The following is a 16,479-nucleotide window of genomic DNA, read 5'->3' as shown; positions in this document are numbered from 1 at the left end:
CAAAAATAGACGAGAAGAGCACCATTAGAAATAGTCCAAATCCGAAACCCTGTCACCTGGAATCTGCGCGTTTCAGCATCATTCTCGCGAAAACGTGCTCAATATCGCAGTTAAATAGCGTACTTAGCGTGAGATCACTCACCCTCGTTGCTCCTCCCTGCGCGATAGCGCCAGGGGATGAGTTTGCCCACTAGAATAGATGGCAAACTGAGCAAAATGCTGTGACAGGAAAATGGTATGAAACGTTCTGCTCTCGCTCTTCTGTTCTTGCCTGCACTGGCCAGCGCCGACTGGTCCGCCCCCGGCTTTCCAGCCTTTACCGCTGAAGGATCGGGGGTCTTCACGGCACAGGCAAAGCTGACGAAGGGTACCCGCCCGCTAACGTTGAGTTTTGACAAGGCGTGCTGGCAACCCACTAACGCCATAAAACTCAACGAGATGATGTCACTGAAGCCGTGCGAGGGCGATCCGGCGCAGTGGCGCATCTTCCGCGACGGGGATTATCAGGCACGAATTGATACCCGCTCCGGCACGCCAACGCTGATGTTGACCGTTGCCAGCGCCAGCGAACAGGCGGTGGCATCGGTAGTGCGCCAGTGCCCCAAATGGGACGGCAAACCGTTGACGCTCGATGTCAGCAATACCTTCCCGGAAGGAAGCGTGGTGCGTGATTTTTACAGCAAACAGACCGCGACGGTGCAGCAGGGTAAAATTACCCTGCAACCCGCACCGGGGAGTAACGGCCTGCTGTTACTGGAGCGGGCAGAAACGGACAAGCCCGCCCCGTTCAGCTGGCAAAACGCCACCGTCTATTTTGTTCTCACCGACCGGTTTGAAAATGGCGATCCGGGCAACGACAACAGCTACGGGCGCCATAAAGATGGCATGCAGGAGATCGGCACCTTCCACGGCGGCGACCTGAAAGGACTCACCAGCAAACTGGATTATCTGCAACAGCTTGGCGTTAACGCCCTGTGGATCAGCTCCCCGCTGGAGCAGATCCACGGCTGGGTCGGGGGCGGAACGAAAGGCGATTTCCCCCATTACGCCTATCACGGCTATTACACCCAGGACTGGACCCGGCTCGATGCCAACATGGGTACGGAGGATGATTTACGTCAGCTGGTAGATGAAGCTCACCGCCGGGGGATCCGCATCCTGTTTGACGTGGTGATGAACCACACCGGTTACGCGACGCTGGCGGACATGCAGGCGTACCAGTTCGGATCGCTCTATCTGCAGGGCGAAGAGCTGAAGAAAACCCTGGGCGAACGCTGGACTGACTGGAAACCGGGGGCCGGCCAGAGCTGGCACAGCTTTAATGACTACATCAACTTCAGCGATAAAGCGGGCTGGGAAAACTGGTGGGGCAAGAAGTGGGTACGCACCGATATCGGCGATTATGACAACCCCGGCTTCGACGATCTGACCATGTCGCTGGCCTTCCTGCCGGACCTGAAGACGGAATCGACCACCCCATCAGGCTTACCGAATTTCTATCGCCACAAGCCCGACACCCGGGCGAAGGCCATTGACGGTTACACGCCCCGGGATTACCTCACCCACTGGCTGAGTCAGTGGGTGCGTGAATACGGTATCGACGGTTTCCGCGTTGATACCGCCAAGCATGTTGAGCTGGCGGGCTGGCAGCAGCTGAAAGACCAGGCCAGCGATGCCCTTAAAGCATGGAAAGCGGCCAACCCGGAGAAAAAACTCGACGATGCCCCGTTCTGGATGACCGGTGAATCCTGGGGGCACGGGGTAATGCAGAGCGATTACTACCGTCACGGCTTCGATGCGATGATCAATTTTGATTACCAGGAGCAGGCGGCCAAAGCGGTAGATTGCCTGGCGGACATTGACCTGACCTGGCAGCAGATGGCGGAAAAGCTGCAGAGCTTTAACGTCCTGAGCTATCTCTCCTCTCACGATACCCGTCTGTTCCGCGAGGGTGACCAGCGTGCGGCAGAGCTGCTGTTGCTGGCGCCGGGCAGCGTACAGATCTTTTATGGCGATGAATCTGCAAGACCGTTCGGCCCGACGGGCTCCGATCCCTTACAGGGCACGCGATCGGACATGAACTGGCAGGATATCAACGGCTCGCAGGCTGCAACCGTCGCCCACTGGCAGCGGCTCGGGCAGTTCCGCGCCCGCCATCCGGCGATCGGTGAAGGCAGACAAACCACGCTGACGATGCCTCAGGGCTACGGCTTTGTCCGCGAGCATCAGGGCGACAAGGTGATGGTGGTGTGGGCGGGTAATCGCTGATCGGCTGGGGCAAAATCCCTCTCCTACGGGAGAGGGGTGCAGGATAAGTTGCTACCTGATAGCAAACTAACAACATAAAGTCACACATCTTCGTTTCGACGCTGATTTGCACCTGCGCAGTTGTAGCGTTATGGTGAGCCACACTTAGAACACGCTCGACAGATCACCTGCTATGACTTTTTCACTTTTCGGCGACAAATTCACCCGCCATTCAGGCATTACCCGCCTGATGGAGGATCTCAACGACGGGCTGCGCACACCGGGCGCCATCATGCTCGGCGGCGGTAACCCGGCACAAATCCCTGAGATGAACGCCTATTTTCAGACGCTCCTCGCGGACATGCTGGAAAATGGCAAAGCCAGAGATGCGCTGTGCAATTACGACGGCCCACAGGGCAAAACCGAGCTGCTTGCTGCCCTGGCTGAGATGCTGCGCGACACCCTCGGCTGGGAGATTGATCCACAGAACATTGCTCTGACAAATGGCAGCCAGAGCGCGTTTTTCTACTTATTTAACCTCTTCGCGGGACGACGTGCCGACGGCACCACCAAAAAGGTGCTCTTCCCGCTGACGCCGGAGTACATCGGTTATGCCGACTCCGGCCTTGAGGACGATCTTTTCGTCGCTGCGCGCCCGAACATCGAGCTACTGCCGGAAGGCCAGTTCAAATATCACGTCGATTTTGAGCATCTGCATATTGGCGAAGAGACCGGGATGATCTGCGTCTCGCGCCCCACCAACCCGACCGGCAACGTCATCACCGATGAAGAGCTGATTAAGCTGGATGCGCTGGCGAACCAGCATGATATTCCGCTGGTGATCGATAACGCCTACGGGGTCCCCTTCCCGGGCATTATCTTCAGCGAAGCGCGTCCGCTGTGGAACCCGAACATTGTGCTGTGCATGAGCCTCTCCAAGCTGGGTCTGCCGGGCAGCCGCTGCGGGATTATCATCGCCAATGAGAAAATTATCACCGCCATTACCAACATGAACGGCATCATCAGCCTCTCCCCTGGCGGGATCGGCCCGGCAATGATGTGCGAGATGATTAAGCGCAACGATCTGCTGCGCCTGTCCAACGAGGTGATTAAGCCCTTCTACTATCAGCGCGTCCAGGAGACCATTGCGACTATCCGCCGCTATCTCCCGGAAGAGCGCTGTCTGATCCACAAACCCGAAGGGGCAATTTTCCTCTGGCTGTGGTTTAAGGATCTGCCGATCACCACCGAACTGCTCTATCAGCGTCTGAAAAAGCGCGGTGTATTGATGGTGCCGGGGGATTATTTCTTCCCGGGGCTGGACAAGCCATGGCCGCATACCCACCAGTGCATGCGCATGAACTATGTCCCGGACCCAGAAAAAATCGAAGCGGGCGTGAAGATCCTCGCCGAGGAGATCGACCTCGCCTGGCGGGAAAACGGTCAGTAATGATTTATGCCAGATAACGCAGCCGTTCGGCACGTAATCTGGCAGGATCGACGCAACTTAACGCGCGGGTTGGACAGGCCTCCACGCAGGCGGGTCCACCTTCGCGGTGCGCGCAACGGTCGCACTTCAGCGCCTGCACCGCTTCTGCCTCTCCCGTCACCTGCATCGCCCCGAACGGGCAGGCAATCATGCAGCTTTTACAGCCGATACAGCGCTGTTGCTCTACCCGCCATACCCCCTGCTCACGCTGGATCGCCTGCGTCGGGCAGACGTTGGCGCAGGGGGCATCTTCACACTGGTGGCAGGTGACCGCCGTAGTGAACGTTCCGCCTTTCACCACCCGGATGCGGGAGGTAAAGGTCTTTGCCGTCACAGCGGCACAATTCTGGTTCTCCTGGTGCGATACCACGCAGGCCACTTCGCAGGTGCGACAGCCAATACATTTCGCCGGGTCCGCAACAATAAACGGGTTCATCGCCTGCTCCATCCTTGTTGAAAAAGTCAGGTTGCCAGAGTGTTCAGGGCACGCGCTTTGATCAGACGGGGCAAAAAGTCACTTTTGTGCGTCCTGCCGCGAATACTGGCCATTTGCCACAGCGCTCAGGCGGAATTGATGTGCTCCTTGCAGTAGCGGCGCTTCCAGACGCCGGGCGTTAACCCGGTATGCTTACGAAAAATTTGCCGGAAATATCCGGTGTCGTTAAACCCGCAGCGCACCGCCACCTCCTTGAGCGACACGGCATCATTAAGCAGTAACTTCTCCGCGGCCCTGACGCGCTGACGGTGGATAGCCTCGGTGAGCGTCAGATGAAAGACCCGACGAAACACCCGCCCCAGATAATCGGCGTTGCAGTGCAGCTCCCGGGCAAGCTGCGACGTGGAGAGCGGCCGGTGAAACTGCGTGCTGATCAGCTGCCGCGCCTTCCACGCCAGGCTGACGCCCGCTTCGTCCGGGGCGAGCTCCTGCCCGGGCATGACTGAGAGCTGTTGCAGGATCAGCAGCAGAATAAATTCCAGCGCCGGGCTGCGCTGGAGCTTCTCCTGTTCGGTCAGAAATTGCCGGAACAGGGCAATCATCGCCTGCGGATCGCCGGTTTTGCCGTGCTGCTGCACCGACAGCAGCGTGCTCAGGGATGACGGCGCGGCCTGCTCGTGAACTTCAAAATGCAGCCAGTAAAAGCGTAAATCGGCAGGAAAATCTTCAATCCCCTTGTGTCGGCGGTGGGGCCACAGGAGCAGACTTTCTCCAGCATGGACCTCAAACAGCGTCGTATCCTCCTGGATCGTTAATGTCCCCTTTTCCACAAAGATGACCTCCCAGGAGTCGAGCCTGCGCGCCGGATGTCGCCCGACGCCCCGGGAGATAAAATAGCCGCCATTCTGCACCCTGATCGGAAGCGCTATGGATAATTCGAGCATGGTTATTCAATTTCTCGCTATTTATGAGCCAATGTTCTCTCTTTATCCCTGATTATTAACAGCTATTTGCCATTCGTCCCGATCAAAATCACATTTTACGCACAAGGTCGGAATCCTCACCTTTTTATACTTTTCCCTTCCCTTGTTGCCCCCAGGGAACAGTGCAAAATTAGTCAGGTACTCTGCAAAACAACATAAAAAATTCAATAACCCGAGGAGTTACCTCATGACTTCTACCCCGATTACACAGACAGAGATCGCCCAGCAGGCCATCCACGATCGCCTGACGGTGCGAGAAAAAATAGGCTACGGCCTGGGTGATGCTGGCGGCACGGTGATCACCTGTTTGATCATGAACTTTCTCACTTTTTTCTATACCGATGTCTTTGGTTTAACCCCGGCGCTGGTCGGCACGCTGTTTATCGCCCTGCGCATCTTCGACGCGATATCCGACCCGGTGATGGGGATCATCGCCGACCGTACCCAGAGCCGCTGGGGACGCTTTCGCCCCTGGCAGCTGTGGGTCGCCCTGCCGATTGGCATTATCGGCGTGCTGACCTTCACCGTGCCGGACGCGGGCATGGGGATCAAAATCGCCTGGGCCTTCGGCACCTATCTGCTGCTCTCGGTGGGCTATACCGCCATCAATGTGCCCTATTGCGCGCTGATCAACACCATGACCACCCGCCACAGCGAAGTGCTCTCCTGCCAGTCATGGCGTTTTGTGCTGTGCGGCGTGGCCGGTTTTCTGGTCTCCGTTGGCCTGCCGTGGCTGGTTGAACTTCTCGGCCAGGGCAACGTGGCGCAGGGATATCAGTTCGGCGTGGGTGTGCTGTGCGCCATTGCGGTGGTGATGTTCCTGTGCTGCTTCTTCTGGGTTCGCGAGCGCGTACCGCTGGCGATGATGGGAAAATTTACCCTTAAGGAGCACCTCGCCGGTCTGCGTAACAACGACCAGCTGCTGCTGATGCTGGTGATGTCTTTCCTGCTGATTAACGTCTTCAACATTCGTGGCGGCGGCTACATGTATTTCATCACTTACGTGCTGGAAGGGAGCACCGCCTACACCTCGCTCTTCTTCACGATGGTGACCTTTGCCTCTATTCTGGGCGCGGTGATCGTTAACCTGCTGTCACGTCGCAGCGACACCGTCAAACTCTACTACTACACCAACCTGGTGCTGGCAGCCCTGGCGGTGGGGATGTGGTTCCTGCCCGGCGGCCCGGCTTACCAGACTCTGTGGCTGGTGGTCATTCTGGCGAACGGCGTGATCCTCGGCTTTACCCTGCCGCTGCACTTCGCACTGATGGCCTTTGCTGACGACTACGGCGAGTGGAAAACCCGCGTACGCTCCTCCGGCATGAACTTCGCCTTTAACCTCTTTTTCATCAAGCTGGCCTGGGCTTCCAGCGCCGGGATCATCAGCCTGGTGTTTATTTTCGTCGCCTACCAGCCGGGCGCAGGCAACCAGACGCCCGCCTCATTACAGGGCATTACCGCCATGGAGACCCTGCTGCCCGCCCTTTTCCATCTGCTGCTGGCGCTGGCGATCCGCAAGTGCCGACTCAATAACCCGATGATGACGCGCATTGCCACCGACCTGCGCCAGCGTCACGCTCACGCCTGAGGAGAACATGATGTCCATAATGGAACCCGACCTGCATAAACTGAAAATTAGCGACCCGTTTCTGGGTCAGTATCAACAGCTGGTGCGCGATGTGGTCATCCCCTACCAGTGGGATGCCCTGAACGATCGCATTGAGGAGGCGGAACCGAGCCATGCCATCAGCAACTTTCGCATCGCGGCGGGTCAGCAAAATGGTGAATTCTACGGGATGGTCTTTCAGGACAGCGACGTGGCGAAATGGCTGGAGGCGGTCGCCTGGTCGCTGTGCCAGAAGCCCGACGCGGAGCTGGAAAAAACCGCCGATGAGGTGATTGAGCTGGTAGCCGCCGCGCAGTGCGACGATGGCTATCTCAATACCTGGTTTACGGTAAAAGCGCCGGAGGAGCGCTGGACAAACCTGGCGGAGTGCCACGAGCTTTACTGCGCCGGGCATATGATTGAAGCGGGCGTAGCCTGGTTCCAGGGCACCGGCAAACGCCGTCTGCTGGAGGTGGTCTGTAAGCTGGCCGACCATATCGACAGCGTTTTTGGTCCGGGCGAGCAGCAGCTACACGGCTATCCCGGCCACCCGGAGATCGAGCTGGCGCTGATGCGCCTGTTTGATGTCACCCAGGAGCCGCGCTACCTGGCGCTGGCGAAATATTTCGTTGAAGCGCGTGGCACCCAGCCGCACTTCTACGACATCGAATATGAAAAGCGGGGCAAAACCTCGTACTGGAACACCTACGGCCCGGCGTGGATGGTACAGGATAAAGCCTACAGCCAGGCGCATCAGCCGCTGGCGGAACAGCAAACGGCGATTGGTCATGCGGTGCGTTTCGTCTATCTGATGACTGGCGTCGCGCACCTGGCCCGTTTAAGTCAGGATGAGAGTAAACGCCAGGACTGCCTGCGCCTGTGGAATAACATGGCCCAGCGCCAGCTCTATATCACCGGCGGGATTGGTTCCCAGAGCAGCGGCGAAGCCTTCAGCAGCGATTACGATCTGCCGAACGACACCGTCTATGCTGAAAGCTGCGCCTCCATCGGCCTGATGATGTTTGCCCGTCGCATGCTGGAAATGGAAGCCAACAGCCAGTACGCCGACGTTATGGAGCGGGCGCTGTACAACACCGTGCTTGGCGGCATGGCGCTGGACGGGAAACACTTCTTCTACGTCAACCCGCTGGAAGTGCATCCGAAGACGCTGAAATTTAACCATGTCTACGATCACGTGAAGCCGGTTCGCCAGCGCTGGTTCGGCTGCGCCTGCTGCCCGCCAAACATCGCCCGCGTTCTGGCCTCGATTGGTCACTACATCTATACCGTTCGCGACGATGCCCTGTTTATCAACCTCTACATCGGCAACAGCATGGCTTTCCCGGTGGGTGAGCAGGAGTTGCAGCTGCGGATCAGCGGCAACTACCCGTGGCAGGAGCAGGTCGTCATCGAAATCGCCTCCTCGGTGGACGTCGACTATACCCTGGCCTTACGTGCGCCGGACTGGTGCGACAATCCACAGCTCACGCTGAATGGCAAACCCATCACGGGTGAGATGCGTCAGGGCTATATCTACCTGACCCGCCGCTGGCAGGAAGGCGATAAGCTGGTGTTAACCCTGCCGATGCCGGTCCGCCGGGTTTACGGTAATCCGCAGGTGCGCCAGCAGGCCGGAAAAGTGGCTTTGCAGCGCGGGCCACTGGTCTACTGTCTTGAAGAGGCGGATAACGGCGCGGGGCTGCACAACCTTACCCTGCCAGCCGACAGCGAATTCAGACTCGTTGAAGGCAAAGGGATTTTTGCCCATAAGATGCTGATCCAGACGCAAGGGTATGCCCGCCACGCCGCGGACGCTGAACACCAACCGCTGTGGCAGTACGATCGTGCCCCCGCCACGCAACAGGCGCAGACGCTGACCTTTATTCCGTGGTTTAGCTGGGCTAACCGGGGCGAAGGGGAGATGCGGATCTGGGTGGATGAGGCGAACGCCGCACGCTAAAGCCGGAAAACAGAATCAGCCCTCATCTCAGAGGGCTGATTTTTACTACCTTAAAACGTCCAGGAGAGACCGGTCATCAGCGCGAAGCTGTCGTCACGGTCGATCATCGGGCTGTTTTTCACATCGTCAGGCAGCACGGTATAGACGGCGCTGGCATTCAGAGAGAGATTCTGTGTCAGCGGGTATTTAGCTGCCACACCCACATAAGGGGTCACGGTTTCGCCTGCGTTGTACTGCTTTAAACCGCTGCGACGGGACTCTTTCTGCGAGACGCCGTAGTAGTAATCGTTGAAGCTTTCATCGTAGTAAAAGACCCCCACCGATGGCGTCAGGGTCAGGCGCGCCATGCGGAACGGGCGGAAATAAGAGATTTCGCCCATCACGCCGCCGCTCTCATCCATCGCATCGGCGGCAATCGCCAACTTCAGGCTACCCCAGCTTTCATGGTGATAATAGGCGCCGCCCAGCATCGCGGAGGCTTTGCGCTCGTCCAGCTGCTTCATCGCAGAGTCGTCGTTATCGTCCGGATCAAAGTGCAGCGGCATCCAGGAGGCGGTCAGGCTGAGTTCGTTTTTGGCATCTTTCCAGACAATCCAGCCGCCGGTAGCCTGACGCACGTAAAAATGTTCCCCTTCGTAGTGCATTAATGGAACAGCGAAAACATTCTCGTTATAACCTTTATACGGTGACTCATTAAAAACGGCGCCCGCGCCAACTGAAAATTCATCCGCCATTGCGGGAGCAGCCGCAAATAAAACCGTGGCGATGAGTAAACTCTTTTTAAACGTCATTGTTTGTAATCCATTAAATTTCCTGCGACCCGGCGCATAATAATGGTTACAAAAATCGCAATGCAATTTTGATATTTGTATAATATTATATATAAATTCATATAGATGAGCATCAGGCAATGCACAAGCTGCAAATCAAACCGCGCGAATTAAAAATTATTTCCGTCATTGCCGCCACTCACAGCATTGGAGATGCTGCCGCGTTGTTGGGTATGGCCCAGGCCAACGTCAGTAAATATCTCTCGGATTTCGAAACTCGCGTCGGGCTGAAGATTTTCGAGCGCACCACCCGTCACCTGGCGCTGACCCAGTTTGGCCAGTCGCTGCTGCCCTTTATCAACGCTTCGCTGGAAAAGAACGAACAACTGGTTAATTTTATTGCAGATTATAAGCATGAAAAACGCGGTAAAGTGACTATTTACGGGCCAACGGGTATCATTACCTGGCTGGCCCGCCATGTGATTCATGAGATCGACAATATTGGCGATATTCGCATTAGCCTGAAAACCTATAACCTGAATGGCAGCGAGTTTCTCGAAGGCGTCGTGTTCCCCGACGATTGTGATATTTTAATTACCTATGCCCAACCCAAAGATGAAAGTCTGGTCGCCACGACCTTAACCACATATTCGGTTACCGCTTTCGCCACCCCGGAATATATTAAAAAGCATCCTATTAGTTATCCTGAGGATTTAATTAACCACTCCTGCATTCTTATTGATTCAATGGTTATCGACGATGCCAACATCTGGCGTTTCCGCGCGAATCACAGCAATCAGATACATGACTATAAAGTCACCGGGAACTATATTTGCGACAACACCCAGACGGCGCTGGAGCTGGCGCGCAATCATCTGGGGATCGTTTTTGCGCCCAAACAGAGCCTGCAGAAAGAGATCGAACAGGGTGTTCTGGTGCCCTGCTTCGCGCATCAGGAGGAGTGGTGGCTGGATCTGGTGGCTATCTTCCGTAAACGTGACTATCAACCGTGGCGGGTGCAGTATGTACTCGACGGCGTGCTGAATACCCTGCGTAAGCAGATAGCGCAGGCCACCCAGCGGCGACCTGCGCTGAAGGGTCAGAACAGCCCGAGCGGCTTGTCGGAGTAGCTCACCAGTAGGCACTTGGTCTGCTGGTAATGTTCCAGCATCATCTTGTGCGTTTCGCGGCCAATACCTGACTGTTTATATCCGCCAAACGCGGCATGGGCCGGGTAAGCGTGATAGCAGTTGGTCCATACGCGTCCGGCCTGGATCCCGCGTCCCATCTGATAGGCCAGATTGCCGTTGCGGCTCCAGACGCCTGCGCCCAGGCCATACTGTGTATCGTTGGCCAGCTCCAGCGCCTCCTCCATGGTTTTGAAGGTGGTCACCGCCAGCACCGGGCCAAAGATCTCCTCCTGGAAGACGCGCATGTTATTTTTACCGGACAGGATGGTCGGCTCCAGGTAGTAACCCTCTTTCAGCTCCCCGTCCAGCATCTTGCGCCGCCCGCCGGTTAAGATGTCCGCCCCCTCTTTCTTCCCGATATCAATGTAGTTGAGGATCGTCTCCAGCTGTCCGTGCGAGACCTGGGCCCCCATCTGGGTACCGTTGTCCAGCGGGTTACCGCTGCGGATCGACTCCACGCGGCGGATGGCGCGCTCCATAAAGCGTTCGTAAATGGACTCCTGCACCAGCGCCCGGCTTGGACAGGTACAGACTTCACCCTGGTTGAAGGCAAAAAGCGCAAATCCTTCCAGCGCCTTGTCAAAGAAGGCATCCTCTTCATCCATCACATCGGCGAAGAAGATGTTCGGGGATTTTCCGCCCAGCTCCAGCGTGACCGGGATGATGTTCTGGGTGGCGTACTGCATGATCTGCTGGCCCACTTCGGTGGAGCCGGTAAAGGCCACCTTGGCGATCCGTTTGGAGGTCGCCAGATATTCACCAATCTCCCCGCCCGCGCCGTTGACCACGTTCACGACACCCGGCGGGAGCAGGTCGCCCACCACTTCCATCAGCAGCAGGATCGACAGCGGGGTTAAGCGCGCCGGTTTCAGTACCACACAGTTGCCTGCCGCCAGCGCGGGCGCCATTTTCCAGGCGGCCATCAACAGCGGGAAGTTCCACGGAATGATCTGTCCGACCACACCCAGCGGCTCATGGAAGTGATAGGCCACGGTATCTTTGTCCACCTCGCTGATCCCCCCTTCCTGCGCACGAATACAGGAGGCGAAGTAGCGGAAATGGTCGATAGCCAGCGGCACGTCGGCGGCCATGGTTTCGCGGATCGGTTTACCGTTGTCCCAGGTTTCCGCCGTGGCTAAAAGCTCCAGATTCTGCTCCATACGATCGGCGATTTTGAACAGGATCGCCGCGCGATCCTGTACCGAGGTGTGCGCCCACTTCTCTTTCGCTTTATGGGCGGCATCCAGCGCCAGGTCGATATCGCGTTTCCCGGAGCTGGCGATCTCGCACAGCGGCTGGCCGGTCACCGGGGTGAGGTTCTGATAATAGTCGCCGTCGGCCGGAGGAACCCAGTCGCCGCCGATAAAGTTGTCATAACGGGCTTTAAGTTTGAGAGGAAAACCATATTCGCCAGGCAGGATACGTGCTGATGGAGGGTTATTCGTCATGACTGTCTCCTTGTGTGTAGTGTCTTTCAAAGGTAGACCGCGGCGGTGAAAACATCGCCAGTCGTCGCCTGCTTTGCGAGCCCCTTCACGCATTACCTTACTTTACGTTTGGTTTTCGGCGCTGAGCCATACTTAAAGCGCACAACCCGGGCGGAGGTAAGGATAAATGCGGCTTTTTATCGGCTTTGACGTGGGCGGAACCCACATTAAACATGGCGTGATCGACGAGAACGGCAACGAAATCGCCACCGATCAGTTTGATACCCCAGAGGATGAAGAGAGCTTTAAGCAACAGTGGCGCGAGGTGGTCGAGGCTTACCAGAACGAACACGAGATCGCGGCTATCGGCGTGAGTTTTCCTGGCCACATCAATACCCATACCGGCGAAGCCGCAAAGGCGGGCGCGCTCGACTATCTGGACAACGTCAACCTGTATGCGCTTTTCTCAGAGCTGACGGACCTGCCGGTTATCGCCGAGAATGACGCCAACTGCGCTGCGCTGGGCGAACGCTGGCGCGGCGCGGGGCGTGAATATGAAAACTTTGTCTGCATTACGCTCGGTACCGGGATCGGCGGCGGCATTGTGGTGGAGGGCGATCTCTGGCGCGGCTCGCACCACCGCGCCGGGGAATTCGGGGTGATCCCGGTCGGCAAGAACGGCGAAGGGATGCATATCGTCGCCTCGGCCAAAGGGCTGATGGAGACCTGCCGCCGGGCGCTGGCCGTCTCCGAAGAGGAGATGCCGAAAGGCGAAGAGCTGTTCGAGCGTATGGAGAACGACCTGCATCTGCGCGAAGCCGTCGAAGAGTGGGCCCTGTTTCTGGCCCGCGGAGTCTACAGCGTCATCTCCATGTTTGATCCGCAGGTGGTGCTGATTGGCGGCGGCATCAGCGAGCAGGAGAAAATTTATAAGCTGCTCGACAGACACCTGCAGACCTTTGAAGAGTGGGAGGCGCTGCAGGTGCCCATCCTGCCCTGTCAGTTGGGTAACCAGGCGGGCAGGCTGGGAGCCGTATGGCTGGCAAAACAGAAACTTGCCAGAAGCGAGGCTTAAGGCTGCGGCGACTCGCCGGTAAAGAGCTGTGCGTCACGCAGGAGATGATCGTTACCGCGGCGGCGGGTAAAGCCAATGCGGTTGAAATACTCCAGGATCTGGATCGCCAGTTTACGCCCGACGTTCAGCCGATCGCGGAAATCCGCCGCGCAGGTGGAGCCGCGCTCGCTATCCAGCGCCCGGATCAGATTCGCAAAGGTGACGATGCGATCGTGGCGATAGTAACGGTCTTTGACGATCGCGGTGATCAGCCCCTGCTGCGCCGCATGCTTCAGCACCTGACGCATGGTCTGTTCGTCAGTGGCGGTTTCACGCGCCAGGTCGCGTACCCACCAGGGGTCGTCGCGGAACAGCGCCTGCGCTTTTTGCCAGACGGCCTGCTGCTCCGGGGTAAAGCCCGCTTTATGATCCGGCAGATGCAGCCAGCCGTGGTAGCTGTGTAGCTCCCCGCTCTCGCGCATCCGCTCGATCAGCAGCAGCACCAGGGCTTCATCCTCCATCGGCAGCGCCATGCGACGCAGGCGCTCGCGCCCGGGGCCAGGTTCATCCTGATGCTGCTGATGATAGATTGCCAGCACATCGAGAATTTTACGCTGCCAGCGTGCGGCAACCGGGGTGTTTAACAGACTGTTTCCGGCCTGGATGAACGTCGGCTGCTGCGTCAGCTGACGCAGTCCTTCTCCGCTGAGCTGGCGTGCCCAGCCAAAGTCATCCAGATTCACCGCCCCACGCTCCAGGTGCGCCAGCAGGGCGCTGCGGTCATCCGTCGCCGTCTCAAGCGTCGCCAGCCAGTTCAGGTACTCCGGCTTACGCTTTCCGCGACGCGGGGGATTAAGCGTCACGACCCGCGCCCCGGCCAGGGTGACGCGGGCAGAAATATCGCGCAGCACCAGCCGATCGTTGCCGGCCAGCCACAGAGGGGTGTCAAAGACCAGCTCCGCCAGCGCCCCCTCCAGCAGCGAGACACGTCCCGTCACGTGGCTGGCGGCATGGTGAATATGCAGCGGCTGCCACTGCGCGAGCGGTACATCGCTCTGCAGGGAGACAATCACCCGCGTGGCCGGCTCCGGCGGCGCTTCGGCCAGCAGCCAGTCGCCGCGGTTCAGCTCAGCTTTTTCCGTATCACCCACCAGATTCAGGGCAATACGCTGTCCGGCGTGCGCCTGTTCGACAGGCTGATTCTGCGCGTGCAACCCGCGAATACGTACCGGCTTGTTGACTCCGGTCAGCCACAGGCTGTCACCCACGCGCACCTCGCCAGACAGCGCCGTGCCGGTCACCACCAGCCCCGCCCCTTTCACGGTAAAGGCGCGGTCGATAGCCAGCCGAAAACGGTGATGGTCAGCATGGGCGCGCTCAGGGAGCTGTTGCAGATGATCGCGCAGGGCATCGATTCCCCGCCCTTCGGTGGCGACGGTGACAAACAGCGTGGCATCCGCGAAGCCATAATCGCGCAGGGTCGCCAGCACCTCCTCGCGCACCGCCTCCACCCGCTCCTCATCGACGCGATCGGCTTTGGTCAGCGCCACCGTCAGCTGCGGGTTGCCGGTCAGACTGAGGATCTGCAGATGCTCGCGCGTCTGCGCCATCACCCCGTCATCACAGGCCACCACCAGCAGGGCGTGATCGATACCGCCCACCCCCGCCAGCATGTTGGATAAAAACTTTTCGTGCCCCGGCACGTCAATAAACCCCAGCACCCGGCCATCCGGCTGCGGCCAGTAGGCATAACCCAGATCGATGGTCATACCGCGCTTTTTCTCTTCCGGCAGTCGGTCGGCGTTGACGCCGGTGATCGCCTGCAACAACGTCGTTTTGCCATGGTCAACATGACCGGCAGTGGCAATAATCATTTCAACAACATCTCCAGAAACAGTGCTTCATCTTCCAGGCAACGTAAATCCAGCCACAGGCGCCCGTCCTTGATCCGTCCGAGCACCGGCACGGGCAGCGAGCGCCAGCGCAATGCCAGCGCGTCCAGCTGGCCGCCGCGCCCGTCACGCGGGGTAAAGGTCAGTGCCGCGCCGGGCAGACGATCCACCGGCAGCGACCCGCTGCCCGGCTGCGACAGGCAATCTTCCACCCGCACCTCGAAGTCAGGGTAGTGTGCAGCAATGTCTGTCAGCAGCCGCTCCCCCTGACGGTGAATGGAGGCGGCATCGCGGCTCAACAGGCGCAGCGTCGGCAGCCGTTCGGCCAGCGTCTCCGGATGAAGATAGAGGCGCAAGGTCGCCTCCAGCGCGGCGAGGGTCATTTTATCCGCCCGCAGGGCGCGTTTCAGTGGATGCTGTTGCAATCTGGCAATCAGCTCGCGCTTACCGACAATAATCCCCGCCTGCGGACCGCCTAACAGCTTATCCCCCGAGAAGCTCACCAGGCTGACACCGGCGGCAATCAGCGCCTGGGGCATCGGCTCTTTCGGCAGGCCATAGCGGCTGAGATCCACCAGCGAACCGCTGCCCAGATCGACGACCACCGGCACCTCTTTCTCCTGCCCGATGCGCACCAGCTCGGCTTCGTCGACGGCATGAGTAAAGCCTTCGATGTGGTAGTTACTGGTATGCACCTTCATCAACAGAGCGGTGTTTTCATTGATGGCTGCGGCGTAATCCCGGTCGTGGGTACGGTTGGTGGTGCCCACCTCGCGAAGCTGGCACCCGGCCTGGGTCATCACATCCGGGATGCGAAACGCGCCGCCAATCTCCACCAGCTCACCGCGGGAGACCACCACCTCTTTGCCGCTTGCCGTCGCGGCCAGCATCAGCAGCACCGCCGCAGCGTTGTTATTCACAATGCAGGCATCTTCCGCCCCGGTGAGCTGGCACAGCAGCGCCGCCAGCGCGCGGTCGCGGTGGCCGCGTCCGGCACCGTCGAGATCGTACTCCAGGGTCACTGGCACCTGCATCGCCTGGGTGACCGCGGCAACCGCCTCCTCTGCCAGCAGCGCGCGCCCCAGATTGGTATGCAGCACGGTGCCCGTCAGGTTGATGACCGGGCGCAGGCCCGTGGCGTCATCCTGCGCCAGCCGCTTTTCGGTCTCCTGGGCCCAGTCGTCGCACCACGCTGGCAGGCGGTTGTCGGCGCGGATCCCGGCGCGGGCTTCGTCCTGTAACAGACGCAAGGTCTCCACCGTTCGGCTGTGACCAAACCGGGCAATAATGGCAGTAAGACGGGCATCGCGAAGCAGACGATCGGTCGCGGGGAGTTGGCTGTAGAGAGCGTGCTGAGTAGTCATGAATATGCCTGACAGTTAGGTATTTTCCCCCCTCCCGACGGGAGAGGGAGTCAATGTCAGG

General features: G+C 58.6%; 12 protein-coding genes. 6 read left to right on the top strand and 6 right to left on the bottom strand.

The window, feature by feature from the left end:
• Positions 1–237: 237 nt before the first annotated feature.
• Complete coding sequence (locus tag B3X29_RS20935; RefSeq protein WP_156653701.1) at positions 238–2,268, top strand: alpha-amylase; 2,031 nt, start codon at positions 238–240, stop codon at positions 2,266–2,268.
• 172 nt (positions 2,269–2,440) lie between these two features.
• Positions 2,441–3,697: a valine--pyruvate transaminase gene (avtA, locus tag B3X29_RS20930; RefSeq protein ID WP_103177762.1), complete on the top strand. Its 1,257-nt coding sequence runs from the start codon at positions 2,441–2,443 to the stop codon at positions 3,695–3,697.
• 4 nt (positions 3,698–3,701) lie between these two features.
• Here the strand turns inward: avtA and B3X29_RS20925 are convergent, their stop codons facing one another.
• Positions 3,702–4,172 carry a 4Fe-4S dicluster domain-containing protein gene (locus B3X29_RS20925; RefSeq protein ID WP_103824345.1) on the bottom strand — a complete coding sequence of 157 codons (471 nt, stop codon included), beginning with the start codon at positions 4,170–4,172 and terminating at the stop codon, positions 3,702–3,704.
• A gap of 125 nt (positions 4,173–4,297) precedes the next feature.
• Positions 4,298–5,116, bottom strand: coding sequence for an AraC family transcriptional regulator (locus tag B3X29_RS20920; RefSeq protein ID WP_103177760.1), 819 nt, complete (start codon positions 5,114–5,116; stop codon positions 4,298–4,300).
• Between the two features lie 226 nt (positions 5,117–5,342).
• Between B3X29_RS20920 and B3X29_RS20915 the strand changes: the two genes are divergently transcribed.
• Together B3X29_RS20915 and B3X29_RS20910 are read left to right on the top strand one after the other, a co-directional pair.
• On the top strand, positions 5,343–6,743 hold the full coding sequence (locus B3X29_RS20915; RefSeq protein WP_159340399.1) for an MFS transporter: 1,401 nt from the start codon (positions 5,343–5,345) through the stop codon (positions 6,741–6,743).
• A gap of 10 nt (positions 6,744–6,753) precedes the next feature.
• Positions 6,754–8,721, top strand: coding sequence for a glycoside hydrolase family 127 protein (locus B3X29_RS20910; RefSeq protein ID WP_156655426.1), 1,968 nt, complete (start codon positions 6,754–6,756; stop codon positions 8,719–8,721).
• A gap of 50 nt (positions 8,722–8,771) precedes the next feature.
• Here the strand turns inward: B3X29_RS20910 and B3X29_RS20905 are convergent, their stop codons facing one another.
• The gene (locus tag B3X29_RS20905) at positions 8,772–9,512 is read right to left on the bottom strand and encodes a MipA/OmpV family protein (protein ID WP_103177757.1); all 741 of its coding nucleotides are present in this window, start codon (positions 9,510–9,512) and stop codon (positions 8,772–8,774) included.
• 119 nt (positions 9,513–9,631) lie between these two features.
• Here B3X29_RS20905 and B3X29_RS20900 point away from each other — a divergent pair, with 119 nt between their 5' ends.
• Entirely contained in the window at positions 9,632–10,621 is a 990-nt protein-coding gene (locus B3X29_RS20900) for a LysR family transcriptional regulator (RefSeq protein ID WP_159340400.1), read from the top strand.
• Here B3X29_RS20900 and aldB read toward each other — a convergent pair.
• Complete coding sequence (gene aldB, locus B3X29_RS20895) at positions 10,591–12,129, bottom strand: aldehyde dehydrogenase AldB (protein ID WP_103177755.1); 1,539 nt, start codon at positions 12,127–12,129, stop codon at positions 10,591–10,593. The two genes, B3X29_RS20900 and aldB, sit on opposite strands and share 31 nt — an antisense overlap.
• Before the next feature lie 166 nt (positions 12,130–12,295).
• Here aldB and B3X29_RS20890 point away from each other — a divergent pair, with 166 nt between their 5' ends.
• A complete protein-coding gene (locus B3X29_RS20890) occupies positions 12,296–13,183 on the top strand; it encodes an ROK family protein (protein WP_159340401.1) in 888 nt (295 codons plus the stop codon).
• Here B3X29_RS20890 and selB read toward each other — a convergent pair.
• Together selB and selA are read right to left on the bottom strand one after the other, a co-directional pair.
• Positions 13,180–15,036: a selenocysteine-specific translation elongation factor gene (gene selB, locus B3X29_RS20885; RefSeq protein WP_159340402.1), complete on the bottom strand. Its 1,857-nt coding sequence runs from the start codon at positions 15,034–15,036 to the stop codon at positions 13,180–13,182. The two genes, B3X29_RS20890 and selB, sit on opposite strands and share 4 nt — an antisense overlap.
• Positions 15,033–16,418 carry an L-seryl-tRNA(Sec) selenium transferase gene (gene selA / locus B3X29_RS20880; RefSeq protein WP_159340403.1) on the bottom strand — a complete coding sequence of 462 codons (1,386 nt, stop codon included), beginning with the start codon at positions 16,416–16,418 and terminating at the stop codon, positions 15,033–15,035. The genes selB and selA overlap by 4 nt, the downstream gene beginning before the upstream one ends.
• Positions 16,419–16,479: the final 61 nt, after the last annotated feature.

Source organism: Leclercia sp. UBA5076 (genome assembly GCF_002416465.1).
In the GTDB taxonomy this organism is placed as follows: domain Bacteria; phylum Pseudomonadota; class Gammaproteobacteria; order Enterobacterales; family Enterobacteriaceae; genus Enterobacter.
This window is presented reverse-complemented; position numbering and strand designations above follow the sequence as displayed.

Excerpts from the sequence above, each read along its gene's own strand:
- B3X29_RS20935 (WP_156653701.1), top strand. The coding sequence starts at position 238 with ATGAAACGTTCTGCTCTCGCTCTTCTGTTCTTGCCTGCACTGGCCAGC.
- avtA (WP_103177762.1), top strand. The coding sequence starts at position 2,441 with ATGACTTTTTCACTTTTCGGCGACAAATTCACCCGCCATTCAGGCATT.
- B3X29_RS20925 (WP_103824345.1), bottom strand. The coding sequence starts at position 4,172 with ATGAACCCGTTTATTGTTGCGGACCCGGCGAAATGTATTGGCTGTCGC.
- B3X29_RS20920 (WP_103177760.1), bottom strand. The coding sequence starts at position 5,116 with ATGCTCGAATTATCCATAGCGCTTCCGATCAGGGTGCAGAATGGCGGC.
- B3X29_RS20915 (WP_159340399.1), top strand. The coding sequence starts at position 5,343 with ATGACTTCTACCCCGATTACACAGACAGAGATCGCCCAGCAGGCCATC.
- B3X29_RS20910 (WP_156655426.1), top strand. The coding sequence starts at position 6,754 with ATGTCCATAATGGAACCCGACCTGCATAAACTGAAAATTAGCGACCCG.
- B3X29_RS20905 (WP_103177757.1), bottom strand. The coding sequence starts at position 9,512 with ATGACGTTTAAAAAGAGTTTACTCATCGCCACGGTTTTATTTGCGGCT.
- B3X29_RS20900 (WP_159340400.1), top strand. The coding sequence starts at position 9,632 with ATGCACAAGCTGCAAATCAAACCGCGCGAATTAAAAATTATTTCCGTC.
- aldB (WP_103177755.1), bottom strand. The coding sequence starts at position 12,129 with ATGACGAATAACCCTCCATCAGCACGTATCCTGCCTGGCGAATATGGT.
- B3X29_RS20890 (WP_159340401.1), top strand. The coding sequence starts at position 12,296 with ATGCGGCTTTTTATCGGCTTTGACGTGGGCGGAACCCACATTAAACAT.
- selB (WP_159340402.1), bottom strand. The coding sequence starts at position 15,036 with ATGATTATTGCCACTGCCGGTCATGTTGACCATGGCAAAACGACGTTG.
- selA (WP_159340403.1), bottom strand. The coding sequence starts at position 16,418 with ATGACTACTCAGCACGCTCTCTACAGCCAACTCCCCGCGACCGATCGT.